A 24,512-nucleotide genomic window follows, 5' to 3' on the forward strand; every position below is an offset into this window, starting at 1 on the left:
CAATGAAACCAGTATATTTTGATAGTGCTGCCACTACGCAGATAAGACCAGAAGTTATAGATAAAATGACTAAAGTTATGCAAGAGTGTTATGGTAATGCATCCTCGACGCATAGTTTTGGACGTTCTGCTAAAGCATGGATTGAACAAGCTAGAAAAACAGTAGCTAAGCTTTTAAATGTATCTGCGTCAGAAATTGTATTTACATCAGGTGGTACGGAAGCTGATAACTTAGCATTATTAAGTGCAGTTAGAGATTTAGGTGTAAAAAATATTATTACTTCAAGAATAGAGCACCATGCTGTTTTGCATACCGTACAACAATTACAACGCGAGTACGATATTACTATCAACTATGTAGATTTAGATGTCGATGGTCATGTAGATTATAAGCATTTGGAGCAATTATTACAAGCATCAGAAAAAACCTTAGTTAGTTTAATGCATGTTAATAATGAGGTTGGTAATATATTAGACATCAAGCGTGTTGCTGATATGTGTAAGTCTAACCAAGCATTATTCCACAGTGATACTGTACAGTCTGTAGGACATTATAAATTGGATTTACAAGAAATCCCGATAGATTTTATGGCAGTAAGTGGTCACAAATTTCATGGACCAAAAGGAGTTGGGTTTGCATTTGTTAGAAAAAATTCAGGTTTAAAACCTTTAATTTTTGGAGGAGAACAAGAACGTGGACACCGCGCAGGGACAGAAGCAGTGCATAATATTGTTGGATTGGAAGAGGCTTTAAAATTGTCTTACCAAAATCTAGAAGAAGAAAAAGCATATATCACAACGCTTAAAACATATTTTATAAAGCAACTAGAAACTAATTTTCCTGGTGTTGGATTTAATGGTAGTAGTGCCGATTTTGAAAAAAGCACATATACTGTTTTAAATACTTGCTTACCAATTGCGTCAGAAAAAGCATTGATATTACTTTTTCAATTAGATTTAAAAGGAATTGCATGTTCTAAAGGAAGTGCTTGCCAAAGTGGAAGCTCTAAAGGAAGTCATGTATTATCTCAAATTTTAAGTGATGATGATATGCAAAAACCGTCTTTACGTTTTTCTTTTAGTAAGTATAATACAACAGAAGAAATAGATTATGTTATTGAGGTGTTAAAAGAATATATTTAAGTCTTTTTATATCGTATTTTTGTAACTCATAAAAAATATTTGTTAAACTACTCTACATATTTAAATGCTAATTCTAATCAATGGGTGACTTTTGTCCATGGAGCTGGAGGGAGCAGTTCCATATGGTACAAGCAAATTAGAGATTTTAAAGCAGAATTTAATGTGCTTATTTTGGACCTTCGTGGTCACGGAAATAGCAAGCCTAGATTAAAAGACACCTTTAATTCTAAATATACTTTTGATTCTATTACTAATGATATTCTTGAGGTTATCAATCATTTAAAGATTGAAATGTCACATTTTGTTGGTATTTCTTTAGGAACCATTTTAATAAGAAATTTAGCCGAAAAACATCCCAAACGCGTACAAAGTATGATAATGGGAGGTGCTATAATGAAACTTAATGTTAGGTCTCAAATCTTGATTAAGTTAGGTGTTATTTTTAAAAGTGTAGTGCCTTATATGTTATTGTATCGTTTTTTTGCATTTATTATAATGCCGAAAAAAAATCATAAAAAGTCAAGATCTTTGTTTGTTAACGAAGCTAAAAAACTATATCAAAAAGAGTTTATCAGATGGTTTAAGTTAACCTCTGAGATCAACCCTTTACTTCGGTTTTTTAGAGCAAAGGATATTCAAATCCCAACACTTTACGTCATGGGAGCAGAGGATCATTTGTTTTTACCATCCATAAAGGATATAGTAAAATCGCATTCATCTTCAATATTATATGTAGTTGAAAAATGTGGACATGTCGTTAATGTGGAACAACCCTTGTTGTTTAACAAAACAAGTTTAGACTTTCTTAGAAGCAGAGCAATAGTAGCTTAGTTTTTTTGAAGCGCTTCTATTTGCTCTAATACCGCTTGTGCTTCGGCTTGTTTTTTATCACTCTCACTTCTATTAGTAGTTGATAATTTAAACGACTCTTCTAATAATTTTTTGTATTTATCTTGAAGTTTATCTAACTCACTTTTCTTTTTAAATAATCCAAACATAGCTTTTATTACAAAGATAGGTGCTAAGGCACTTTAGTTTGTCAAGGATCTGTTAATCTTTGTATTAGGTAAAAAATAAGGTATGCATATAACGCCCAGGAACAAAAGTAAAAGCACCAGCTATTAACATTGCGCCAACGTATAAGCCAATCATTTTTATTTTATGACGCCTTACGTCTCCCTTTTTTATCGCGGTGTATGCAGTTGGTACAGTGTAAATAGTTAGGAAGCTAAATAAGTGTATCCAACCAAAATGGTTGAATAATTGAGGGCCAATAAAAGAGGGCATAAATAAAGTAATGAATGCTGTTAATAGCATTAAAATCATATAAATCCGACCAATTATTTTATGTATTACTGTTCCTTTTTTTAGTATAAAACTGAGTGTTCCTAAAACAAAAGCAGGAAGTATGGTGGCTAAATGAAGGTACATTAAAATAGTATAAGACATAATTTTGGGTTGTTAGATACCCAAACTTATACTTATTTTAAGGCTTCTGTAATTTTGTTTTACTCAAGTGTTGTTTTTTTAGGATGGAGTGTTAGTTGTTATTTTGACCAAAAAATTTTTTTGCTTTCTCGTAATCAAATGTTATTAACTTAATTAATTTTCCTTGCTCTTTTATTCTTATATCCATTAAAACTGTATTGTCTCTATTTTTAAAATCAAGATAAACGTCTTGTTTAACAGATTTAATTTTTATGGTTGTTGGTTTTGTAAAACTGTTAAATTGGTGATGTATAAGTTTTTTAAAATCATTGTAAGACTCATCTATACTTGACATATCAAATTGAAAATTTTTAGAATAAGCTTCTTTATGTTTTAAATTAAAATTAAAAAAATATCTATTGTTTAATTTGTAAATAGTAAAATAATGATCAAAATGTATTAGATATTCTTTTATTTCTGATTTTTTCTTTTTGCCAGAAACAAATTCGGCCAGTTCTATTACTCTTTCCTTGTAATAGTAGCCATAATTAATTAAATATCTACCGTCATTTCTAATAAGAACAAAACCATTTTTGGGAACTTTATACATAAAAAAAGTATTTTCCAGGAAATCAGAAAATAACATTTTGTTACTTTTTATTTTATTCTGTAGTTGTTGTTTATTTGATTTAGAGCTTTTAATAAAAAAGGAGTTGCAGTTTATTGTTTTATTTAATTCGTTTATAAATTCAGTATCATTTTTAAAAGTATTGAAAGAAGATGAATAATTGAAATTATTCTTTCGGTGTTTGTAATGAATTAACATAAATTCTTTCGAATTTAAACTTTTTTTTGAATGTTTATCAATAAAAAAAATCAAGCTATCTAGTTTTTTTTTATTCAACATTCCATATCTTAATTTTGGATATATAACCTGTAATACGTTATTTTTATTACTGTTATATTGCACGGAGTATTCGTCTCTTGTAGTAGAGTCAAATAGGTTTTGGAATTGTGTTTTAGAAATTATTTTATTTTCCTCTGCATTGTAATACGTTTTAATTTTTTCTTGAGAAAGTGATAAAAATGGTGCAGAAAATAAAATTATATAGATAAACAGTTTCATTGTAAATTATTTCGTTGTTATTTTCTAATTGTGTTTTAGGGATTCTAAAAGCATTAAAAAACATTTAAACTAAACAGTATTTATTTTTAAAAACGCATTGTAGTTCTGACATTAAAAACACGTGGCGTTAAATAATTAGGTATTGCATACTGACGTTTACTGTACACATCTCTAACCCAAGTATTGGTTATAGAGTTTTGAACATCAAACACGTTAAAGATTTCAAATCCAAAAGACAATTCTTTAAACGCTTTTTTCCAACCACTGTCAAATTGCTTGTCTGCGTCTACTACAACAAATTGAAATCCTATATCAGCACGTTTATAGTCAGGAAGTCTATTTTGAAACACGTAAGGATCGGCGTAACTTGGTGATCCTCCTGGAAGACCTGTATTATAAACTAAGTTTAAATACATTTTCATACTAGGTATATTTGGTACGTAATCCTGAAACAATGCAGCAAATTTTAGGCGTTGATCTGTTGGTCTTGCTATAAAACCTTGATCATTAATATTTTCTTCTGTTTTTAAATATCCAAAACTAAACCAGCTTTCTGTACCAGGTACAAATTCGCCATTTAAACGTAAATCTAAACCGTAAGCATACGCTTCTGCATTATTAGTAGCACGATATCTAATACGTACGTTTTCTAAAGTATATGGATTAACATCTGTTAGATTTTTATAATAGGCTTCACTAGTTAGTTTAAAGGGTCTCTCCCACATTTTAAAACTATAATCGTTACCTAATACTAAGTGTATGGATTTTTGAGCTTTTACATCTGCTTGGACAATACCTTCTTGATTACGTAATTCTCTGTAAAAAGGAGGTTGGTAATATAAACCACCACTAATTCTAAATAGCATGTCTTTATCCCAGTTTGGTTTTATAGCAAATTGTGCACGGGGACTAAAAACATTTTGAGATACACTTTGGTTTGTAGCCTCATCATTAACAGTCCAACTATGGCTTCTAACGCCGGCATTATACCATACATCATGTGCTCCAATGGTGCTACGCTTGCTCCATTGTACATATGCTTGCAATCTATCTATTGTAGTGTTGTTTCGTGCTCTAACGTCCTGATAAGCTTCTAGAGGACCTTCGTAAGGCTCATAAGGTTGATTATTAAAAGCATCTGATCTTGGAGGATTTATTGAGAACCCGGCAGAATCAATTACTTCCCATTCTACCAATCTATCTCTAATATCCTCCTTGGTATATTTTATTGAAAATTTGAATTCGTTTTCATTTTTAGTATACGTTCCTTTTGCTTCCACTGTCGTGATTAAAGCATCTAAATCGTTACGCCCGTGATTTAGTTGACTTCCTATACCTTCAGCAAATTCGACTTCACCTAAATTTTCATCTCCAATATTACTATTAACTTCCCCTAAAGCATACTGTGCTAAAATGTCAAAGTATTCTTCTTCTGTAGTGTGATAAGTGGACGTAACTAATGCCAGCGATAAATCGTCATTAACATCATAATTAGCACTTAAAGCACCAAAAAGGGTTTGGTATTTATCTTTTTCTTGACCTTGATATTGCACAATTAACGCTTGTGGGTTATCTAAGGTTCCAAAATTTGTTTGCCTAGTTAATGGCGTATAATCATATTTATTAAGTGCAGCATTTCCTAAAAAGCTGACTTCTAATTTATCTGTAAATTGATACGTTAAATAACTTTGCACATCTGCAAAGGTTGGTTTAAAATTAGTCTCCGTTTCTTTAGCGTTAACCAATAAGCTATTGTCCCTGTAGCGTAGTCCGACGATACCTGTAAATTTAGAATCTTTACTAGCAGTTTCTATAGCTACACTAGCGCCTAATAGGCTAGCGTCTACAGCTACGCTATTGTCTACTGGTTTACGATAAGTAATATCTAAAACAGAAGATAATTTGTCTCCATATTTGGCTTGAAATCCTCCAGCAGAGAAATCTACATTTTGAACTAAATCGGAATTAACAAAACTTAATCCTTCCTGCTGTCCAGAACGTATTAAAAAAGGACGATACACTTCAATGCCATTAACATATACTAGGTTTTCGTCAAAATTACCACCTCTTACAGAATACTGTGTACTTAACTCGTTATTACTACTAACACCAGGTAGCGTTTTTAATAAATTTTCAATACCAGCTTGTGCACCTGGGATTTTTGTTAATGTAGCGGGATCAATATTAACAATACCTTCCACATCTTTTCTTTTACGACCATTTATGACAACGGTCGAAATTTGCTCTACGTTTTCTTTTAGGACGGGATTAAACTCTAATTTTTCACCATTTTTTAAGTTGAAAGTAGCCGTTATATTTTTATGGGATACATGAGAAAAAATAACTTTTACATCTGTGTTAGCCGGAATTTTAATTTCGAAAAAACCATTTTGATTGGTTTGTCCGCCAAACGCTCCACTCTTAATATTTACGGCTTCTACTGGTTGGTTAAATTCGTTTAAAATCACACCTTTTATTGTTCCTGTTTGTGCAAAACAGAACAGGGGTAATAAAAAGGCTAATAGTTTTATGGTGTAGTTAGGTTTGTCCAAGGGTAGTTGTTTTATTTTCTAAAAAAGCTTGCTTCAAATGTAGTGCTATTTCCTACATTATCTGTAACAATAACTTTTAAATTGTTCTTAGTACCAGTAACGACTTTATCTTTAAAATCGTATGTTAAGGTCTTCTTTTTGTAGTCATATTCCATTAAAATCCACTCATCATTAATGGACGCTCTGTAATTAGAGATACCGGTTTCTTTATCATCAATTTTGATTTTCAAAAAACGGTATTTACTTAACCATTGTCCATCTTTAAAACTTACAGGTGTTATTGTGGGATTTACAGTGTCTCTTGCTAAGCAATACGTCCCCAAGTTTTTGGTCCTAGTTAGTAATGTATTATCTTCTCTGATAGTAGAGGAGTAGCTTAAATAATTTTTGTAACTCACTAATCTAGCAATGTACATTTGTTTTAAATCTTCAGCACTATAATTGCTAACATTATAAGATATAGTAAAATACTTTTTAGCCGCAAGATTGTTTTCATGAAGCTTTAATGTATCACCACTAACTTTATAATCAATAAAAAAGTCTTCGTAAAAGGTCTGTTTCGGGATTTCTACTTTTATATTTTGATCCTCTAATAAATTTACTTCTTCTGATTTAATATAATAAGGCGAAGTAAAACGATCTACAATATCTGTAGGTTGCGTGTTTTCTCCTTTGATATTAATATTTATACTAGTTTCATTACCATCAAAATCTGTAATTTTTACTTTATAAACGTTAGAAACGGTATCGTATATAATTAAATATCCATCGTCAATTATATTATCATACATGCTTAGAGGATTGTTGGTGTCTTTAAATAACTTTTGAAGACGTTCCTTTTTATCCTTATAATGTTTGTAGTCAATTAATCTATTAAGATGTTTTGTTTCGTTAAATGAAAACTTTTTAAAATCGATTGTAAAATTTTGCATGCCATTATAAAACGTTTCAATTTTATAAACTCCATTTTTATTAGCAGCTAAATCGTGTCTATCAATACTATTAATAGCAAAACCAATTTTACCGTAAGCTGTCAAGTCTTCGGTTTTATAGTCCCCATTTTTTAAAGGGATAAGTCTAATTTTTTGCTTTTGGTTAGAACCATTTACATGAGATAAGTCGTTAATTGGATACGCATAAACACTGCTAACTGTCGGTTTTTTGGAGTCCTTAATTTTTAAACCAAAAAGCAATGGATTGATTGGACGTTCTTGGTTATCTCTAATCTCAAAATGAAGGTGAGGACCACCAGAACCACCAGTATTCCCAGAATAAGCAATAACGTCACCTTTTGTAACTACCAAATCGTTTAAATCGGGAAATAACTCGATTTCATAACTTTCTTCTGCATATTGACGTTGTTTAACATACGTTTCAATTTTATCAGAAAAGCGTTGTAAATGCCCATGCACTGTAACGTAACCATTAGGATGCGTCACATAAATAGCTTTACCATATCCATAATGTGATACTTTAATTCGGCTAACATAACCGCTAGCAGTTGCGTAAATGTTTAAACCTTCTCTTTGTTTAGTTTTAATGTCCAAACCAGAGTGGAAGTGGTTGCTTCTTAACTCGGCAAAAGTACCGGATAACACCAGTTCTATATCCAAAGGAGATCTAAAATAGTCTTGAGGGTAAATGCTTTGTGCTTGGCCAAAAGTTGAAATAAAAATGAGTAATAAAAGTGTATATCGCATAAAATATTGATTACGGCTAAAGTATAAATAAGGTTTTAAATACCAAAGTAAAATCAAAGACTAAGCCATACTATTGATAATGAGCATAATTAAAGGCGGTTTAAAAAATTATCAAAAATTAATTGTATTGTGTTAAGGTTTGATTAACTTTGTGAGATAAGTATAGTATTAGTTCATGAGTAAGATTGAAAACATTGTTGATGCTCTAGAAGGTAAAATTAAAAAAGTCTTACATAGGCAAGAGATTTTAAAACTAGAAAACGAAAAGCTTAAAAAGGCTTTAGAACAATCCCAATCTAAAAGTGTTGCAAAGGATTTAGAATTAGAAACTTGGCAAGAAAAGTATAACACTTTAAAAATGGCTAACACAATACTTGGCAGTGACAATGATAAACGAGAAACAAAGCTCAGAATAAATACATTAATAAGAGAGATTGACCATTGTATAAGTCAATTATCAAGTTAAAGTTTATATAGTTTTTATGGCAGACACGCTTAAAATAAAGTTATCTATAGCAAATAGAGTCTACCCGTTAACTATAGCACCTAGTCAAGAAGAAGGACTGCGTTTAGCAGCAAAGAAGATTGAGGCTATGATTACCAAGTTCGAGCAAAGCTACTCTGTTAGGGATAAGCAAGATGTATTAGCCATGTGTGCTTTACAATTTGCAAGTCAAGTAGAACAGAAGGCACTAGATAAAGACCATGTGACGGAACATGTACAGGATAAGTTAGAAGCTTTAAATGATATGTTACAATCACATCTTAGTTTATAATACGTTCATATAACATAGAATATTAGGTTACTGCCTACATTAATTATTTTTTTGATAAACTCAACGTTAATTCTTTAAAAAGGGTGAGTTTTAAGCTGTAAAAGCGTGCTGCTAATAGTGATTTATTACTATTTAGGCAGATTATTGATCAGCTTGTTAGCCCTAAACTTGTTTTTAAGGAGTTTATACAAAAGCAAATTAGTGTAGGCTTTTTTTATATATAAACAATCAAAAATGGATAAAACAATTTTAATTATAGCAGGTATTGCAATCGGAGCCATAATAGGCTTTATAGTCGCTAAAATATTAGAGCGCAATAACGCATCAAAGCTTATCAAAGGTGCTAAAAAATCAGCAGCAGCTATTCTCAAAGAAGCTAAGGTAGAAGGTGATGGTATCAAAAAAGATAAAATACTTCAAGCAAAAGAAAAATTTTTAGAGCTTAAAGCAGAGCACGAAAAGGTTATTTTAAGTCGTGACAAAAAAATGGCTGACACAGAAAAACGTGTTAGAGATAAAGAGTCTCAGGTATCTAGTGAGTTATCTAAAAACAAAAAGCTAAATACTGATATCGAAGTAAAAGTAAAAGACTACAATCATAGACTTGATGTTTTAGATAAAAAACAAGAAGAGCTAGATAGACTGCATAAAAGCCAAGTAGAGCAATTAGAAGTTATTTCTAGTCTGTCTGCAGACGAAGCTAAATCTCAATTAGTAGAGTCTTTAAAAGGTGAAGCAAAAAGTGATGCTATGGCTTACATCCAAGATAAAATGGAAGAAGCTAAATTAACAGCTCAGCAAGACGCTAAAAAAATAATTATAAATACTATACAACGTATTGGAACAGAAGAAGCGGTTGATAACTGTGTCTCTGTTTTTAATATTGAAAGTGATGATGTTAAAGGACGTATTATTGGTCGTGAAGGACGTAATATTCGTGCAATTGAAGCAGCGACAGGTGTAGAGATTATTGTTGATGATACACCGGAAGCAATTATTTTATCATGTTTTGACTCTGTTAGAAGAGAAGTAGCACGTTTGTCACTTCATAAATTAGTAACGGATGGTCGTATTCATCCAGCACGAATTGAAGAAGTTGTTAAGAAAACACAAAAACAGATAGAACAAGAAATTATCGAAGTTGGTAAACGTACAGTTATCGATTTAGGTATTCATGGATTACATCCAGAACTTATAAAAATGGTAGGACGTATGAAGTATCGTTCTTCTTACGGACAAAACTTATTACAACACTCCCGTGAAGTCGCAAAATTATGTGGTGTAATGGCAGCAGAACTAGGTTTAAATCCAAAATTAGCAAAACGTGCAGGATTATTACATGATATAGGTAAAGTGCCAGACGCAGAAGCAGATATGGAAACACCACATGCTATTTTAGGTATGCAGTGGGCTGAAAAGTATGGCGAGAAAGATGAAGTGTGTAACGCTATTGGAGCTCACCACGACGAGATAGAGATGAAATCGTTATTATCACCAATCATTCAAGTCTGTGATGCTATATCAGGAGCACGTCCAGGTGCTAGACGCCAAGTATTAGACAGTTATATACAACGTTTAAAGGATTTAGAAGAAATTGCTTTTGGATTTAACGGAGTTAAAAAGGCTTATGCTATACAAGCTGGTAGAGAATTACGTGTTATTGTAGAAAGTGAAAAAGTAACTGATCAAATAGCATCAGACTTATCATTTAATATCTCTCAAAAAATACAGACAGATATGACTTATCCTGGTCAAGTAAAGGTTACAGTAATTAGAGAAACTAGAGCGGTAAATATTGCTAAGTAAATTCTAAAACTATTTATAAATAAAAAATCCAGCTTATAGCTGGATTTTTTTATGATTAGGAATTCGTATTTTAAACGTTGTACCGACATCTATTTTACTATCGATGGTGATTGTACCTCCGAAAGCTTCAACCTGATTTTTGACCAAGTATAAGCCTACACCTTCAGCATCTTCATTATGATGGAACGTTTTGTACAACCCAAAAATATCTTTACCAAATTTCTCTAAATCTATGCCTTTTCCATTATCACTAATCGTCAATTCTAAATCATCATCAATACAATCAGAATCAATAGTTATTACAGGGTTACGGTCAGTATGTTTGTATTTTATAGCGTTAGTAATTAAATTTTGTAGAATACTATGTAAATAACTAGCACTAAAGTAGACATTACAGTTGCTTCTAACATTATTATAAATTATAGTGCTACTTTCTGATATTATAAAAGTAAGTTCTTCTATAACAGCATTTACCTCTTTACCTATTTCTATGTTCTTATCTCTAATACTTTCTTTAGACTGAAGTGTAACAATTTGACTTAGGCTATTTAATGTCTTTGATAAAGATTTAGAAACAGTTCTTAAGTGTCTAACCATTTCCTGTTTTTCAGCATCAGAATCCGCTTCTTCGTGAAACTTGAGGATACTCTCAAAATTACCAGCATGTTGTTTTAGGTTATGAGATACAATATGTGCAAAACTTTTTAATTTATTATTTTGATCAGTAATAACATCAATTGACTTTTTTAATGATAATTCAGCTTCTTTTTGTTTCGTAATATCTGTATGTGTACCAACTATTCTTAATGGATTACCAGCGGTATCGCGCTCAATTATTTTACCTTGATCTAAGATCCATCTATAAGTATCATCTTTATGTAAGACGCGGTGTATATTAACATAGTTTGAATTTACGCCTGTAATATGATCATTAAAATCTTCATAATAATCGGCTCTATCTTCTCTATGTACACGATTATCCCATTCTGATGCTTCAGAGCTTATTTCGTCATCTTTAAAACCTATAATTTTTTTTGATTCTTTAGAGTAAATGACAACGTTAGTTTTTGCATTCCAATCCCAAACTCCAATTCCTGAGTTTTCTAAAGCGAATTTCCATTTCTGGTTTTCAAGAGTGTTTTCTTCGGTTATCTGTTCCATTTCTCTAAATATTAATACATTACAGTGCAAATATCTAATACAAGAATTAATTTGAGGATTTTTGTGTTTGTAGAAATGTTAACATCGATTAAACACCAGTTAATTAGATTAACTGCATATTTTACCGTTTAATTGCTTTTGGTTTTTTTTTGAATAACTTTAAAACTGTTTGTTCGGGATAGTAATGGTAAAGGTTGTACCAGAATTGACAACACTAGACACTGTAATGGTACCATTAAAAGCTTCAATTTGATTTTTAACAAGATATAAGCCAACTCCTTCAGAGTCATCGTTATTATGAAACGTTTTGTAGAGTCCAAAAATGGCATTACCAAATTTTTCTAAATCGATTCCAATACCATTGTCTGATATTTTAATTTCTAAAATATCATTTATAGTTTGAGACGTTATAGTTACTTTAGGTTCACGATCTGGATGTTTGTACTTAACCGCATTATTAATTAAATTTTGTATTATACTTTGAAAATACGAGGTATTAAAATGCACATAGCAATTTAAACTAGCTTCATTAATAACTGTAGCGTTATTGTCTGATATAAAATACTCTAAATCGTTGAGTATTATATTTATTTCATTATAAATGAATAGTTTATGTATTGAAGTTTTTTCTTTAGATTGTACGGTTACAATTTCGCTTAAATCTGTAATTGTTTTTGATAAAGATTGAGAAAGTGTTTTTAAGTAATCTAACATTTCTGTTTTTTCACTTTCAGTATCGGCTTCTTCATATAGCCCTAAAAGACTTTCAAAATTACCAGCATGCTGCTTTAAATTATGAGTAACAATGTGTGCAAAATTTTGAAGTTTACTATTTTGCTTTACAACAAGGTTAAAGGTGTCTATTATTTTTTCTTCGTTTTCAACATATTCAGTGATGTCCACGTGTGTACCAATAATTCTAGATGCTTTTCCTGATTTATCTTTTTCAACAATTTGACCGCGATCCAAAATCCAGCGGTAAGACCCATCTTTATGCAAAACACGGTGCTTATTCTCGTAGATAGGTTTTAGTCCTTTGGAGTGGTCTTGAAAATCGTTATAGTATTGCGCTCTGTCATCTGGATGTACACGGTTGTTCCAATCTGTAGCGTTATTACCAAATTCGTCATTATCTTCAAATCCAATTAGAGCCTTAGACGGTTGAGAAAAGAAAATACGGTCAGAAGTTCCGCAATAGTCCCAAATACCCAATTTACTAATTTGTAACGCTAATTGCCACTTTTCATTTTCATGAATGGACGTATTTGGATTTGGCAGAACACCATTTATTAACTCAGACATACAGTAAAATTTTAATCAAGCTAGTTCAGGGATTCCGTCTAAATCATTCAGACTGTGTCAAATATAAATAAATATATCGAGAAAACCCAACTATTTTCTTGGATGAAAATTATTAATTACTGCGGTTAATTGACTGCGGTCTACGTGTGTATAAATTTCGGTAGTGGTAATACTTTCGTGACCCAACATAAGTTGTATAGCTCTAAGGTCAGCACCATTTTCTAATAAATGTGTTGCAAATGAGTGTCTAAAAGTGTGAGGAGATATTGTTTTATCTAAAGCAATGGTAACAGCTAAACCTTTTATTATAGTAAATATCATTGCTCGGGTAAGTTGCTTACCACGTCTGTTTAAAAACAAAATATCCTGATGCTCAGGGTGTATTTTTATATGGTTTCGTATTTGATTTTTATAAATAGTAATATATTTTTGAGTGTCTTCTAAAATAGGGACAAAGCGCTGTTTATCACCTTTTCCGGTGACTTTTATAAAGCCTTCATCAAAAAATAAATCAGATATTTTTAGATTAGTTAACTCGCTAACACGTAGACCACAACTGTATAATACTTCTAAAATAGCGCGATTACGTTCGCCTTGCGGGTGACTTAAATCAATAGCTTCAATTAAATTATTGATTTCATTTTCGCTTAATGTATCCGGAAGTTTTCGTCCAATTTTTGGAGAGTCTATCGTATCCAGAGGATTGTCTTTGCGGTAGTCTTCAAAAATTAAATAGTTAAAAAAACCTTTTAAACCTGAAATTAAACGGGATTGTGATCTAGCATTTAACAGTTTAGCAACTTCATAAATAAACTGTTTTACTGTTGTCGTATCTATGTCAATGGGTGAAACGCTGATAGTATTAGTCTCTAAATAATTTATTAGTTTTTTTACGTCAAGAATATAACTATTAATAGAGTTTTCAGAAAGCCCTCTTTCAATTTTTAAATACAATGAATAATCGGTTAGTGCTTGATGCCATTTCATGAGGTTAAATATAGTATTTATAAAGACCAAAATAGAGCATATTGCTGATAGTTTATATATTAGTTTGATTGTGATAAAAAATAAGTGCTAAGCGTGTTAATATGATGAGAATAATGCTTGAAATACATGTTTTTTTTTCATAATGTTTAATATTTGTTTTTGTTGCTATCCTTTTGATATCGGGGCTTGACAAGATTTTTAACTACTTTTTATCAAAATGAAACGTTAAACTTTCACTCTAAATGTATGATTGATAGTGACTTGTTTTTCAGCTCTTTTTTTTTACGAAAATTTACTTGTTGAAGGTGTTTATAGCTTCTAAATTTGCAGTTCAAATGATTTAAAATTATATCAATTATGAAAAAATTATTATTTACAGCTGCAATCGCAGTATTAGGATTTACAAGTGTTAATGCACAAGAGGATACTACTGTTGGTGGTTTCGAAAAAGGTGATGTTTTTGTTTCTGGATCAGTAGGTTTTAGTAATTCATCTTTTGGGGATGACAGTTCTGATTTTTTTACTATAGCTCCGAAAGCTGGATACTTTGTATCTGAAAATATTGCTGCAGGTTTAAAAGTAGGATATGAGTCAGATACTGCTGATAATGGTGTTACTGATACTAGAGATGAAACTGAATTTTCAGTTGGCGTATTTGGTAGATATTACTTTACTCCTTCTAGTCAATTTTCTTTATTTACAGAATTAGGAGTTGATTATTTTTCAGGTGAAAATAAATTATCAGATGCTGAGTATGATGGTTTCGATATTGCTTTTGCTCCTGGTATTAGCTATTTCGTGTCTAAAAACTTTGCTATCGAAGCAACAGTTGGTGTATTAAGTTATGAAACTGAAGAGTATGATGGAGCTTCTGATTCTCAAGATAACTTCAATGTAGGTTTAAACTTTGATGATATCAGATTTGGAGTTGTTTACAAGTTCTAAGTTTATAAAACTTTATTATAAAAATACCGAAGCTTAATCGCTTCGGTTTTTTTATGCTATAACTTTTGTATTTTTACAGTATGAAAAAACTAATCATTATAAACGGACCAAACCTAAACTTACTTGGTAAGCGAGAACCTAATATATACGGAAGTCTTTCTTTTACCGAGTTTTTAGATACAATAAAGGCAAAATATCCAACTGCGGCTATTGAGCATTACCAATCTAATATTGAAGGCGAATTAATTGATAAAATCCAAGAGGTAGGCTTTAGTTATGATGGTATAATCTTAAATGCAGCAGCGTATACACATACGTCTATAGGTATAGGAGATGCTGTTAAAGCTATAGAGACACCTGTTGTAGAAGTGCATATCTCTAATACTTTTGGAAGAGAGGAGTTTAGACATCAATCCTTTGTGTCTCCAAATGCAAAAGGAATTATTTTAGGTTTTGGATTACAGAGTTATGAGTTGGCCATTCAAAGCTTTTTATAGTCTTTGAATAATAACTATTAGAATAAGATCTATATTTTAGACATAAAAAAAGTTCCAGAAATTTCTGGAACTTTTTTACTATAATAGTTTTCTAAATAGATTTTAGTCCTAAAGATTAAAATCTATTTAGATTTATAAATGTATTACTTCTCCATAAGCATCTGCTACAGCTTCCATAACCGCTTCACTCATTGTAGGGTGTGGATGTACCGTTTTTAATACTTCATGTCCTGTAGTTTCTAATTTACGCCCTAAAACGGCTTCTGCAATCATGTCCGTAACACCAGCACCAATCATATGACAACCTAACCACTCACCATATTTAGCATCAAAAATTACTTTTACAAAACCATCTTTTGCTCCAGCAGCACTTGCTTTACCTGACGCAGAGAATGGAAATTTTCCAACTTTAATATCGTAACCTTGTTCTTTAGCTTGTTTTTCTGTTAAACCAACACTTGCAATTTCTGGGCTAGCATAAGTACAACCAGGGATGTTACCGTAGTCTAATGCTTCCACATGCATTCCCGCAATTTTTTCTACACATAAAATAGCTTCTGCAGAGGCAACGTGTGCTAATGCTTGACCAGGAGTAATATCTCCGATAGCGTAGTATCCAGGGATGTTAGTTTGGTAATAATCGTTTACTAAGATTTTATCTCTATCTACAGCAATACCAACAGTTTCTAATCCAATATTTTCTATATTAGATTTTATACCAACAGCAGATAATACGATGTCAGCTTCTAATACTTCTTCTCCTTTTTTAGTTTTTACAGTAGCTTTTACACCATCACCAGAAGTATCAACACTAGTAACTTCCGCAGAAGTCATAATTTTAATACCACTTTTCTTAAAACTACGTTCTAATTGTTTAGATACATCGTCATCTTCAACAGGAACAATTTTATCAAGGTATTCTACTATAGTTACTTCTGTACCCATAGAGTTATAGAAATAAGCAAACTCAACACCAATTGCACCAGAACCTACAACAATTAATTTTTTAGGTTGTTCAGGTAATGTCATAGCCTGTCTGTAACCTATCACTTTTTTACCATCTTGAGGTAAGCTTGGTAATTCTCTAGAGCGTGCTCCAGTAGCTATAATAATATGATCTGCACTGTATTCTTTTCCTTCTACATCAATCTTTTTTCCAGTTTTAAGTGTTCCAAAACCTTCAATAACATCAATCTTGTTTTTTTTCATTAAAAACTTAACACCGTTACTCATGCCTTCAGCTACGCCACGACTACGTTTAACTACAGCATTAAAATCTTTGTCATAATCTTTAACAGATAAACCATAATCTTCTGCATGCTTTAAATATTCAAAAACTTGTGCAGATTTTAATAAAGCTTTGGTAGGAATACAACCCCAGTTTAGGCATATACCACCAAGACTTTCTTTCTCTACAACAGCAGTTTTTAAACCTAATTGAGATGCTCTAATAGCAGCTACGTATCCTCCAGGACCACTTCCAAGTACAATTACATCGTATTTACTCATTCTATTAATTTTTGTAGTTTTTAAGAAGTTACGAAGTTACGAAACCAAATTTGAATAAAGAATTTAGATTCTTAAAAAATTACAACTTTATGCTACCTTTGCACAGCAAGTTTTTTATTATGAATATACCTAAATCTAGTTTTCCTCGAATTGTAATTATTGGTGGTGGTTTTGCGGGCATTGCGTTAGCTAAAAAATTATCTAAACAAGAAGTGCAGGTCGTACTTTTGGATAAGCACAATTATCATACATTTCAGCCTTTATTATATCAAGTATCTACCGGTGGTTTGGAGCCAGACTCCATAGCTTATCCGATTAGAAAGGTATTACAAGATTTTCCTAATTTTTATTTTAGACTAGCAAAAGTATCCGAAATAGATACTGAAAAAAACACAATACAATCAAATATAGGAGCACTTAAGTTTGACTATTTAGTAGTTGCTTCAGGATCTAAAACCAATTATTTTGGTAATAAATCTATTGAAGATAATAGTATGGAAATGAAAACCATACCACAGTCTTTAAATTTAAGAAGTTTAATTCTTGAAAATTTTGAAGAAGCATTATTAACGTCTGATTTAAATCGAAGAAATGCATTAATGAGTTTTGTTATTGTTGGTGCTGGACCAACAGGAGTAGAGTTGGCTGGGGCTTTAGCCGAAATTAAAAAAGGAATATTGCCAAAGGATTACCCTGATTTAGATACGCGGTTAGCACAAATAAATTTAGTGCAATCGGGAGATACTATTTTAAAAACAATGAGTCCAAATGCCTCTAAAAAAGCAGAAGATTTTTTAGAAAAACTAGGAGTTAACGTTTGGAAAAATGTTAGAGTAACTAGTTACGACGGTACAACGGTAACAACAGATAGCGACTTAACGTTTGAGTCTGAAACTGTAGTTTGGGCAGCAGGAGTAAAGGGCGCTGCTATAAAAGGATTGGATGCCGAACAATTTGTGTCTAGAGGTAATCGAATTTTGGTTAACGAGTTTAATCAAGTCAAAGGAATTGATAATATTTTTGCAATTGGAGATGTCGCACAAATGGAGTCTGAAAGTGTACCACATGGCCATCCAATGATGGCACAACCAGCGATACAACAAGGTAAATTATTAGGTGATAATATCTTGAAGCTGTTAGATAAAAAACCAATGACACCGTTTGTTTACAAAGACATAGGGTCTATGGCAACTATAGGTCGTAATAAAGCAGTTGTAGATTTACCTAATTTTAAATTCCAAGGTGTTTTTGCTTGGTTTGTGTGGATGTTTGTACACCTGTTTTCTTTAGTTGGATTCAGAAACAGAACAGTTGTTTTTATTAATTGGGTTTACAACTATATTAGATTTGATAGAGAGGCACGTTTAATAATAAGACCTTATAAAAAGAAACTAAAATCCTAAGTTTTAGGTTTACTAAATTTTTCTGAATTAAACTGTACCGATTGTCCTTTTGGTATAGATAAAGATTGCCAATCAGTATTTTTAATAATAACACCTATGTAGGCTATTTGACCAATATGATAACTGTAATGTCCTAGTTGTCTAAATATGGCGTCGGCTACAGTATGACTTTCATTACGGATGTAAACAATACGCTCTAAATCTTTGTTTTTAAGCGGTTTTATAGCATCATATACACATTGCCATCCTTTTTCCCAATCGGCAATAAGTTGGTCTTTATTTGTGTAGGTCGCTTCAAACTCTTGTTCACGCTGGCGCCAATCTTTCTCGCCATCTTCTATTAAAAAGTTAGTCCATCGGCTTAACATATTTCCAACCATATGTTTTACAATAATAGACACGCTATTAGAATTGTCGTGAGATTGCCAATTCATCTCCTCAAAAGATAACTGCTGGAGTGTTTTGTCTCCAGCAGTTTTATAGTAATCAAACTGTTTTATTATACTTGTAATGTAGTTATTCATCTTTAAAATCTACACTTGCAGAGTTAACACAAAAACGTGTTCCTGTTTCAGTAGGACCATCGTTAAAAACATGTCCTAAATGTCCACCACAATTAGAGCACACGACTTCCGTTCTAATCATCCCATGCGTTTTATCCAATATGTTTGTCACACTTCCTGGGATTGCTTCGTCAAAACTAGGCCATCCACAATTAGATTCAAACTTACTGTTGCTTTCAAAAAGCTTTTGGTGACAAGCAGCACAAGTATAGGCACCATCTTCAAAATGAAGATTATATTTACCTGTATGCGGCATTTCAGTACCTTTTTTACGTAAAATACGGTATTGCTCATCCGTTAATTCTTTACGCCATTCGTCTTCTGATTTTGTTACTTTATAATTACTCATTATCTGGTTTAAAATTTAATGCAACTCCGTTTATACAATGTCTTTCTCCTGTGGTTTCAGTAGGACCATCATTAAAAACATGTCCTAAATGTCCACCACAAGTCCCGCAATGTTCTTCATCTCTTGTGTAACCAATTTTAGTATCAGTTCCAAATGCAACATTACCTTCTATTTCTTGGTCAAAGCTAGGCCATCCTGTTCCAGAATCAAACTTATCTTTACTTTTAAATAAAGGCGTGTCACAGGCAGCACAATGGTACGTTCCTGATCTGTGTTCTTTATTTAAAGCGCTAGAAAAAGGACGTTCTGTACCGGCTTGTCTTAATACATAATATTCGGCGTCAGACAATTCGGCTTTCCATTCTGTATCTGTTTTAGTCACCTCAAAGGTTTCTTTTTTTGTTGTTTCCTGTGCTTCACTTTTGCAACTAAACAAAAGGCAAGTTAGGAGTACTAATGCAATATTTTTCATAATTTTTCTTTTTTTTAAAGATATCTTAAAAACTTAAAATAGAATTAATACTGTCGTAATTTTAATTTAAAAATAACATTTCACTATTTGTAATTTTAAGTGTAACTTTTCAACTTCTAATTAAATTATTGTAAATGAAAATATTTCATATTAGCGCAGAATGTTATCCTATAGCCAAAGTAGGAGGATTAGCGGATGTTGTGGGCGCCTTACCAAAATATCAAAATGGGTTAGGACATTCGTCTTCAGTAATCATGCCTTTTTATGATAATAAATTCACCCAAAACAATAGTTTTACTACTGTTTACAAAGATCAAATAGATTTTAATGGTTCTCAAATTAGTTTTAAAATATTAAAGACAACGGATGACGTTTTAGATTTTAGTACCTTTTTTGTGGATATACCAGAACTTCTTTTTAAAGATTATGTGTATTCTACGGATGATACGGATCGTTTTTTAGCGTTTCAAATTGCAACTTTAAATTGGATTTTGACTTTACAAGCATTACCGGAAATTATCCATTGTCACGATCACCACACGGGGTTAATTCCGTTTATGCTACAAGAGAGTTTTAGGTATAAAACATTAAACACAATTCCTGTGGTGACAACTATCCATAATGCGCAGTATCAAGGCTGGTTTAGCTATGATAAATTACATTTAATACCGGAATTTGATCTAAACAAAACAGGATTATTAGACTGGGATAATAGTATTAACCCATTGGCAACTGCTATTAAATGTGCTTGGAGAGTAACAACGGTATCGCCAAGTTATATGGAAGAGTTAAAGTTAGAAGCTAATGGATTACAAGATTTATTAAAACATGAAAGTAATAAGTGTGTTGGTATTTTAAATGGTATTGATACTGCTGTTTGGAATCCAGAAACAGACCATTATATAGAAGAGAATTATAGTATAAATACAATCGAAACTGGTAAACTAGCTAATAAATTAGCGCTTTGTAAAACATTTGATTTGGATGTAACAAAGCCTTTAATTGCTTTTATAGGGCGTTTGGTTTACGAAAAAGGTGCAGATGTATTTCCTTCAGCTTTAGAAAAAGCATTAGAAGATAAAAATTGTAGTGTTTTGGTTTTAGGATCGGGTAATGCTGAAACAGAAGCGGCTTTACTTCAGCTTAAAGCGAAAAATAAAGGTTACTACAACACATTTATTGGATATGACGAAAAATTGTCACACAATATCTATGCTGGAGCAGACTTTTTATTAATGCCATCACGAGTAGAACCTTGTGGCTTAAATCAATTATACGCCTTACGTTATGGTACTATTCCGGTAGTGAGAAGTATAGGAGGCTTAAAGGATACGGTTGTGGATATTAGTAAAAAAGGTGGCTTTGGGATTAGCCATGAGCAGGTTACCGTTGAAGAAATTTACCAAGCAATTAAAAGAAGTGTCGATTTATACCATAAAACTACTATCTTTAAGTCACTAACTAAGCATATCATGACAATTGACCACTCATGGCATGTATCAGCAAACGCATATATCAATTTATACCAATCTTTAAAAAAATAACTATGATTAATAATAAAGTTTTATCTATCATTTTAGGAGGAGGACAAGGCTCAAGATTGTACCCTTTAACAGCAACTAGATCTAAACCAGCAGTACCAATTGCGGGTAAATACAGATTGGTAGATATACCTATTTCTAATTGTATTAATTCTGATATCAAACGTATGTTTGTGTTAACTCAGTTTAACTCGGCATCATTAAATCGTCATATAAAAAATACCTATCATTTTAGTTTTTTTAGTTCTGCTTTTGTAGATGTATTAGCTGCCGAGCAAACGCCTGGTAACGAAGGTTGGTTTCAAGGTACCGCAGATGCTGTTAGACAAAGTATGCATCACTTTTTAAGTCATGATTTTGAATATGCTTTAATATTATCAGGTGACCAACTTTATCAAATGGATTTTAATGCCATGGTAGATGCGCATGTTAAGGCTAAAGCCGAAATTTCTATTGCAACTATTCCAGTAAATGCAAAGGATGCGACGTCTTTTGGGATTTTAAAAACAGACGATAAAAATGTAATTACCTCTTTTGTAGAAAAGCCTGATGCGTCCTTATTACCGGATTGGACGTCTAAAGTTAGTCCAGAAATGGAAAAAGAAGGTAAAAATCATTTAGCATCTATGGGAATCTATATCTTTAATAGAGAGTTGTTGGTGGAATTAATGAGTAATCCGGATACTAATGATTTTGGTAAAGAAATCATTCCGCAATCTATAGAGAAACATAAAACCTTAAGTTACCAGTTTGAAGGGTATTGGACAGATATTGGTAATATTGATTCGTTTTTTGAGGCCAATCTTGGTTTAACGGATGATATTCCTAAATTTAATTTGTACGACAAAGACCAAAGTGTTTATACACGTGCAAGGATTTTACCGACGTCTAAAATATCAGGTACAGCTTTAGATAGAGCGGTAATTGCAGAAGGTTGTATTGTACATGCATCAAAAATCGAAAAATCGGTTATTGGAATACGGTCAAGAATAGGTAAAGAAACTACGATTATTAACACCTATATGATGGGAAATGATTCTTATGAATCCTTATCCGAAATAGAATCTAATAAAATAAATATTTTAATGGGTATTGGAGAGCGTTGCTTTATTAAAAATACCATTATTGATAAAAACACTAGAATTGGAGATGATGTCCGTATTAACGGTGGTAAACATCTTGAAAATATAGAAACGGATACGTACGTTATTAAAGACGGTATTGTGGTTATTAAAAAAGGAGCAATAATACCTAATGGGTTTGTAATATAATATATGGCAGATGTAACAGTATTTAGTTTATTTACAGAATTTGATATTAATCTCTTTAAGTCTGGAAAACACTATAAGTTATACGAGAAGTTTGGGTCGCATATCACGACTGTAAATGGAGTAGAAGGTACTTATTTTTCTGTGTGGGCACCAACTGCCAAGCAAGTGTCTGTTGTCGGAGATTTTAATTATTGGAAGGAAGGCGAACATTTACTAAATGTGCGCTGGGATGAAAGCGGTATTTGGGAAGGGTTTATACCAAATATTGGTAAAGGAAGTGCCTATAAATATAAAATACAAAGTAATAATAACGGTATTGTAACAGAGAAAGCCGATCCGTACGCTAGACGTTGCGAGCATAACCCCAATACAGCATCTATTGTTTGGGAAGACGATTATAGTTGGAAGGATTCCAAATGGATGAAATCTCGAAAAAAGAAAAACGCACTAGACGCCCCGTATTCTGTTTATGAAGTGCATTTAGGATCTTGGAAAAAGCAAATTGAAGAGAATCGGTTTTTATCTTATGTAGAGTTGGCGGATGACTTAGTAAAATATGTCAAAGACATGAATTTTACACATGTAGAGCTGATGCCAATCATGGAGTTTCCGTACGACCCAAGTTGGGGCTATCAAATTACAGGATATTTTGCACCAACATCACGGTTTGGATATCCTGAAGAGTTTAAATTATTAGTCGATAAGCTGCATCAAAATGACATCGGAATTATACTAGATTGGGTACCCTCACATTTTCCTGAAGATGCACATGGTCTTGGTTTTTTTGATGGATCTTGCTTGTATGAGCATCCTGATAAGAAAAAAGGCTATCATCAAGATTGGAAAAGTTTAATCTTTAATTACGGACGTAACGAAGTTAAATCCTTTTTAATAAGTAATGCTATTTTTTGGTTAGAACAATTCCATGCCGATGGATTGCGTGTAGATGCTGTAGCGTCTATGCTATTTTTAGATTATAGTAGAGAAGAAGGCGAATGGGAACCTAATATTTACGGAGGACGAGAAAACTTAGATGCTATTGCGTTTATGAAAGAGTTAAACGTCGCTGTTTACGATAATTTTCCTGATGTACAAACCATAGCGGAAGAGTCCACCGCATTTCCTGGAGTATCAAAACCAGTCTTTTTAGGTGGTTTAGGTTTCGGGATGAAATGGATGATGGGTTGGATGCACGATACATTGCAGTATTTTGCAAAAGAACCGATTTATAGAAAACACCATCAAAACGATATCACTTTTTCTTTAACCTATGCGTTTACTGAAAATTTTATGTTGCCTTTAAGCCATGATGAAGTTGTTTATGGCAAAAAATCTATTTTAGGACGTATGCCAGGAGACGAGTGGCAGCGTTTTGCAAACCTGAGATTATTATACAGCTATATGTTTACACACCCAGGAACAAAATTATTGTTTCAAGGGGCGGAGATTGGTCAAAGTGAAGAGTGGGATTTTCAAACCAGCTTAGATTGGCACTTACTAGAATATCAATCTCATAAAGGGATTAACCAGTTTATTAAGGCTATAAATACATTTTATAAATCGGAGCCTGCTTTATATCAAAAACAATTTTCTCATGATGGTTTTGAGTGGATAGATTATGGAGATGCAGAGCATTCTGTTATTGTTTTTATAAGAAAAGGAAATCAACCAAAAGACAATGTAATTATTGCTTGTAATATGACGCCTGTACCTTTAGAAAACTATCGTATAGGTTTGCCTAAAAAAGGAAGTTTAATAGAGGTTTTTAATAGTGATAATAAATCATTTTTTGGAACAGGAGATTTTAAAAACAACAGCTTAACTAGTGAAGGGACGCTTTGGCATTCTCGAAAAAACTCGACAGAAATAACAATTCCACCTTTAGGAATGGTCGCATTTAAGTATCAAAAAAGCGCAAAATAAATTATATTAAATTCTCTTTTTATCTGCTGATAATAAAGGTTTTAATAATTTTTGTTACC

The 24,512-nt window shown here is 32.2% G+C and carries 23 protein-coding genes and 1 other RNA gene; 12 read left to right on the forward strand and 12 right to left on the reverse strand.

Annotated elements, in window-relative coordinates:
• The first annotated feature begins 2 nt into the window (after positions 1–2).
• Entirely contained in the window at positions 3–1,142 is a 1,140-nt protein-coding gene (locus tag CXF54_RS03120; RefSeq protein WP_101202407.1) for a cysteine desulfurase family protein, read from the forward strand.
• Between the two features lie 39 nt (positions 1,143–1,181).
• Entirely contained in the window at positions 1,182–1,973 is a 792-nt protein-coding gene (locus CXF54_RS03125; protein ID WP_101202408.1) for an alpha/beta fold hydrolase, read from the forward strand.
• On the opposite strand, the gene CXF54_RS15685 is transcribed toward CXF54_RS03125, so the two are convergent.
• The 5 genes from CXF54_RS15685 to CXF54_RS03145 all read right to left on the reverse strand — a co-directional run bounded on the left by CXF54_RS15685 (position 1,970) and on the right by CXF54_RS03145 (position 7,948).
• A complete protein-coding gene (locus CXF54_RS15685; RefSeq protein WP_157823379.1) occupies positions 1,970–2,140 on the reverse strand; it encodes a Lacal_2735 family protein in 171 nt (56 codons plus the stop codon). The genes CXF54_RS03125 and CXF54_RS15685 overlap by 4 nt on opposite strands.
• A 64-nt stretch (positions 2,141–2,204) precedes the next feature.
• Positions 2,205–2,591 (reverse strand): DUF2306 domain-containing protein, encoded by a 387-nt coding sequence (locus CXF54_RS03130; protein WP_101202409.1) that lies wholly within the window; start codon positions 2,589–2,591, stop codon positions 2,205–2,207.
• Between the two features lie 91 nt (positions 2,592–2,682).
• Positions 2,683–3,477 (reverse strand): hypothetical protein, encoded by a 795-nt coding sequence (locus CXF54_RS03135; RefSeq protein WP_157823380.1) that lies wholly within the window; start codon positions 3,475–3,477, stop codon positions 2,683–2,685.
• 305 nt (positions 3,478–3,782) lie between these two features.
• On the reverse strand, positions 3,783–6,248 hold the full coding sequence (locus tag CXF54_RS03140; RefSeq protein ID WP_101202411.1) for a carboxypeptidase-like regulatory domain-containing protein: 2,466 nt from the start codon (positions 6,246–6,248) through the stop codon (positions 3,783–3,785).
• Positions 6,249–6,259: 11 nt separating this feature from the next.
• Positions 6,260–7,948 (reverse strand): M23 family metallopeptidase, encoded by a 1,689-nt coding sequence (locus CXF54_RS03145; protein ID WP_101202412.1) that lies wholly within the window; start codon positions 7,946–7,948, stop codon positions 6,260–6,262.
• A 175-nt stretch (positions 7,949–8,123) separates the two neighbouring features.
• On the opposite strand from CXF54_RS03145, the gene CXF54_RS03150 reads away from it, so the two are divergent.
• From CXF54_RS03150 to rny, 4 genes are all read left to right on the forward strand, one after another.
• Positions 8,124–8,414: a hypothetical protein gene (locus tag CXF54_RS03150; protein ID WP_090838577.1), complete on the forward strand. Its 291-nt coding sequence runs from the start codon at positions 8,124–8,126 to the stop codon at positions 8,412–8,414.
• 16 nt (positions 8,415–8,430) lie between these two features.
• Complete coding sequence (locus tag CXF54_RS03155) at positions 8,431–8,724, forward strand: cell division protein ZapA (protein ID WP_090838575.1); 294 nt, start codon at positions 8,431–8,433, stop codon at positions 8,722–8,724.
• A 58-nt stretch (positions 8,725–8,782) separates the two neighbouring features.
• A non-coding RNA gene (gene ssrS, locus CXF54_RS03160) (6S RNA) lies at positions 8,783–8,909 on the forward strand.
• Positions 8,910–8,958: 49 nt separating this feature from the next.
• Complete coding sequence (gene rny / locus CXF54_RS03165; protein WP_090838573.1) at positions 8,959–10,530, forward strand: ribonuclease Y; 1,572 nt, start codon at positions 8,959–8,961, stop codon at positions 10,528–10,530.
• Positions 10,531–10,563: 33 nt separating this feature from the next.
• Here rny and CXF54_RS03170 read toward each other — a convergent pair whose 3' ends face one another.
• From CXF54_RS03170 to xerD, 3 genes are all read right to left on the reverse strand, one after another.
• The gene (locus CXF54_RS03170) at positions 10,564–11,691 is read right to left on the reverse strand and encodes a sensor histidine kinase (protein WP_101202413.1); all 1,128 of its coding nucleotides are present in this window, start codon (positions 11,689–11,691) and stop codon (positions 10,564–10,566) included.
• 159 nt (positions 11,692–11,850) lie between these two features.
• The gene (locus tag CXF54_RS03175) at positions 11,851–12,993 is read right to left on the reverse strand and encodes a sensor histidine kinase (RefSeq protein ID WP_101202414.1); all 1,143 of its coding nucleotides are present in this window, start codon (positions 12,991–12,993) and stop codon (positions 11,851–11,853) included.
• Positions 12,994–13,083: 90 nt separating this feature from the next.
• Entirely contained in the window at positions 13,084–13,980 is an 897-nt protein-coding gene (gene xerD / locus CXF54_RS03180; RefSeq protein WP_090838567.1) for a site-specific tyrosine recombinase XerD, read from the reverse strand.
• A 357-nt stretch (positions 13,981–14,337) separates the two neighbouring features.
• Here xerD and CXF54_RS03185 point away from each other — a divergent pair, with 357 nt between their 5' ends.
• Positions 14,338–14,925, forward strand: a complete 588-nt coding sequence (locus tag CXF54_RS03185) for an outer membrane beta-barrel protein (protein WP_101202415.1) — start codon at positions 14,338–14,340, stop codon at positions 14,923–14,925.
• An 80-nt stretch (positions 14,926–15,005) separates the two neighbouring features.
• Entirely contained in the window at positions 15,006–15,422 is a 417-nt protein-coding gene (gene aroQ, locus CXF54_RS03190; protein ID WP_090838563.1) for a type II 3-dehydroquinate dehydratase, read from the forward strand.
• Positions 15,423–15,554: 132 nt separating this feature from the next.
• Here the strand turns inward: aroQ and lpdA are convergent, their stop codons facing one another.
• Complete coding sequence (gene lpdA / locus CXF54_RS03195; RefSeq protein WP_090838561.1) at positions 15,555–16,931, reverse strand: dihydrolipoyl dehydrogenase; 1,377 nt, start codon at positions 16,929–16,931, stop codon at positions 15,555–15,557.
• A 119-nt stretch (positions 16,932–17,050) separates the two neighbouring features.
• Here lpdA and CXF54_RS03200 point away from each other — a divergent pair, with 119 nt between their 5' ends.
• Positions 17,051–18,334, forward strand: a complete 1,284-nt coding sequence (locus CXF54_RS03200) for an NAD(P)/FAD-dependent oxidoreductase (RefSeq protein WP_101202416.1) — start codon at positions 17,051–17,053, stop codon at positions 18,332–18,334.
• On the opposite strand, the gene CXF54_RS03205 is transcribed toward CXF54_RS03200, so the two are convergent.
• From CXF54_RS03205 to msrB (CXF54_RS03215), 3 genes are read right to left on the reverse strand one after another with little or no spacing between them, the layout of a single operon-like run.
• On the reverse strand, positions 18,331–18,858 hold the full coding sequence (locus CXF54_RS03205; protein WP_101202417.1) for a DUF1572 family protein: 528 nt from the start codon (positions 18,856–18,858) through the stop codon (positions 18,331–18,333). The two genes, CXF54_RS03200 and CXF54_RS03205, sit on opposite strands and share 4 nt — an antisense overlap.
• Positions 18,851–19,246 carry a peptide-methionine (R)-S-oxide reductase MsrB gene (gene msrB / locus CXF54_RS03210; protein ID WP_101202418.1) on the reverse strand — a complete coding sequence of 132 codons (396 nt, stop codon included), beginning with the start codon at positions 19,244–19,246 and terminating at the stop codon, positions 18,851–18,853. The genes CXF54_RS03205 and msrB (CXF54_RS03210) overlap by 8 nt, the downstream gene beginning before the upstream one ends.
• Positions 19,239–19,718: a peptide-methionine (R)-S-oxide reductase MsrB gene (gene msrB / locus CXF54_RS03215; protein WP_101202419.1), complete on the reverse strand. Its 480-nt coding sequence runs from the start codon at positions 19,716–19,718 to the stop codon at positions 19,239–19,241. Before msrB (CXF54_RS03215) ends, msrB (CXF54_RS03210) begins: the two co-directional genes overlap by 8 nt.
• A 134-nt stretch (positions 19,719–19,852) precedes the next feature.
• Here msrB (CXF54_RS03215) and CXF54_RS03220 point away from each other — a divergent pair, with 134 nt between their 5' ends.
• The 3 genes from CXF54_RS03220 to glgB are packed head-to-tail and all read left to right on the forward strand — an operon-like array spanning position 19,853 to position 24,453.
• The gene (locus tag CXF54_RS03220; RefSeq protein WP_101202420.1) at positions 19,853–21,262 is read left to right on the forward strand and encodes a glycogen synthase; all 1,410 of its coding nucleotides are present in this window, start codon (positions 19,853–19,855) and stop codon (positions 21,260–21,262) included.
• 2 nt (positions 21,263–21,264) lie between these two features.
• Positions 21,265–22,530 (forward strand): glucose-1-phosphate adenylyltransferase, encoded by a 1,266-nt coding sequence (locus CXF54_RS03225; protein WP_101202421.1) that lies wholly within the window; start codon positions 21,265–21,267, stop codon positions 22,528–22,530.
• A 3-nt stretch (positions 22,531–22,533) separates the two neighbouring features.
• On the forward strand, positions 22,534–24,453 hold the full coding sequence (gene glgB, locus CXF54_RS03230) for a 1,4-alpha-glucan branching protein GlgB (protein WP_101202422.1): 1,920 nt from the start codon (positions 22,534–22,536) through the stop codon (positions 24,451–24,453).
• Positions 24,454–24,512 lie beyond the last annotated feature (59 nt).

Source organism: Olleya sp. 1-3, from assembly GCF_002836085.1.
GTDB lineage: Bacteria > Bacteroidota > Bacteroidia > Flavobacteriales > Flavobacteriaceae > Olleya > Olleya namhaensis.

Bases quoted from the DNA above. Each gene is read 5' to 3' on its own strand.
- CXF54_RS03205 (WP_101202417.1), bottom strand. From the start codon at position 18,858: ATGAATAACTACATTACAAGTATAATAAAACAGTTTGATTACTATAAA.
- msrB (WP_101202419.1), bottom strand. From the start codon at position 19,718: ATGAAAAATATTGCATTAGTACTCCTAACTTGCCTTTTGTTTAGTTGC.
- glgB (WP_101202422.1), top strand. From the start codon at position 22,534: ATGGCAGATGTAACAGTATTTAGTTTATTTACAGAATTTGATATTAAT.
- CXF54_RS03225 (WP_101202421.1), top strand. From the start codon at position 21,265: ATGATTAATAATAAAGTTTTATCTATCATTTTAGGAGGAGGACAAGGC.
- CXF54_RS15685 (WP_157823379.1), bottom strand. From the start codon at position 2,140: ATGTTTGGATTATTTAAAAAGAAAAGTGAGTTAGATAAACTTCAAGAT.
- CXF54_RS03175 (WP_101202414.1), bottom strand. From the start codon at position 12,993: ATGTCTGAGTTAATAAATGGTGTTCTGCCAAATCCAAATACGTCCATT.
- CXF54_RS03170 (WP_101202413.1), bottom strand. From the start codon at position 11,691: ATGGAACAGATAACCGAAGAAAACACTCTTGAAAACCAGAAATGGAAA.
- CXF54_RS03220 (WP_101202420.1), top strand. From the start codon at position 19,853: ATGAAAATATTTCATATTAGCGCAGAATGTTATCCTATAGCCAAAGTA.
- lpdA (WP_090838561.1), bottom strand. From the start codon at position 16,931: ATGAGTAAATACGATGTAATTGTACTTGGAAGTGGTCCTGGAGGATAC.
- CXF54_RS03130 (WP_101202409.1), bottom strand. From the start codon at position 2,591: ATGTCTTATACTATTTTAATGTACCTTCATTTAGCCACCATACTTCCT.
- msrB (WP_101202418.1), bottom strand. From the start codon at position 19,246: ATGAGTAATTATAAAGTAACAAAATCAGAAGACGAATGGCGTAAAGAA.
- CXF54_RS03135 (WP_157823380.1), bottom strand. From the start codon at position 3,477: ATGTTGAATAAAAAAAAACTAGATAGCTTGATTTTTTTTATTGATAAA.
- aroQ (WP_090838563.1), top strand. From the start codon at position 15,006: ATGAAAAAACTAATCATTATAAACGGACCAAACCTAAACTTACTTGGT.
- CXF54_RS03145 (WP_101202412.1), bottom strand. From the start codon at position 7,948: ATGCGATATACACTTTTATTACTCATTTTTATTTCAACTTTTGGCCAA.
- CXF54_RS03185 (WP_101202415.1), top strand. From the start codon at position 14,338: ATGAAAAAATTATTATTTACAGCTGCAATCGCAGTATTAGGATTTACA.
- xerD (WP_090838567.1), bottom strand. From the start codon at position 13,980: ATGAAATGGCATCAAGCACTAACCGATTATTCATTGTATTTAAAAATT.
- CXF54_RS03150 (WP_090838577.1), top strand. From the start codon at position 8,124: ATGAGTAAGATTGAAAACATTGTTGATGCTCTAGAAGGTAAAATTAAA.
- CXF54_RS03155 (WP_090838575.1), top strand. From the start codon at position 8,431: ATGGCAGACACGCTTAAAATAAAGTTATCTATAGCAAATAGAGTCTAC.
- CXF54_RS03120 (WP_101202407.1), top strand. From the start codon at position 3: ATGAAACCAGTATATTTTGATAGTGCTGCCACTACGCAGATAAGACCA.
- CXF54_RS03200 (WP_101202416.1), top strand. From the start codon at position 17,051: ATGAATATACCTAAATCTAGTTTTCCTCGAATTGTAATTATTGGTGGT.
- rny (WP_090838573.1), top strand. From the start codon at position 8,959: ATGGATAAAACAATTTTAATTATAGCAGGTATTGCAATCGGAGCCATA.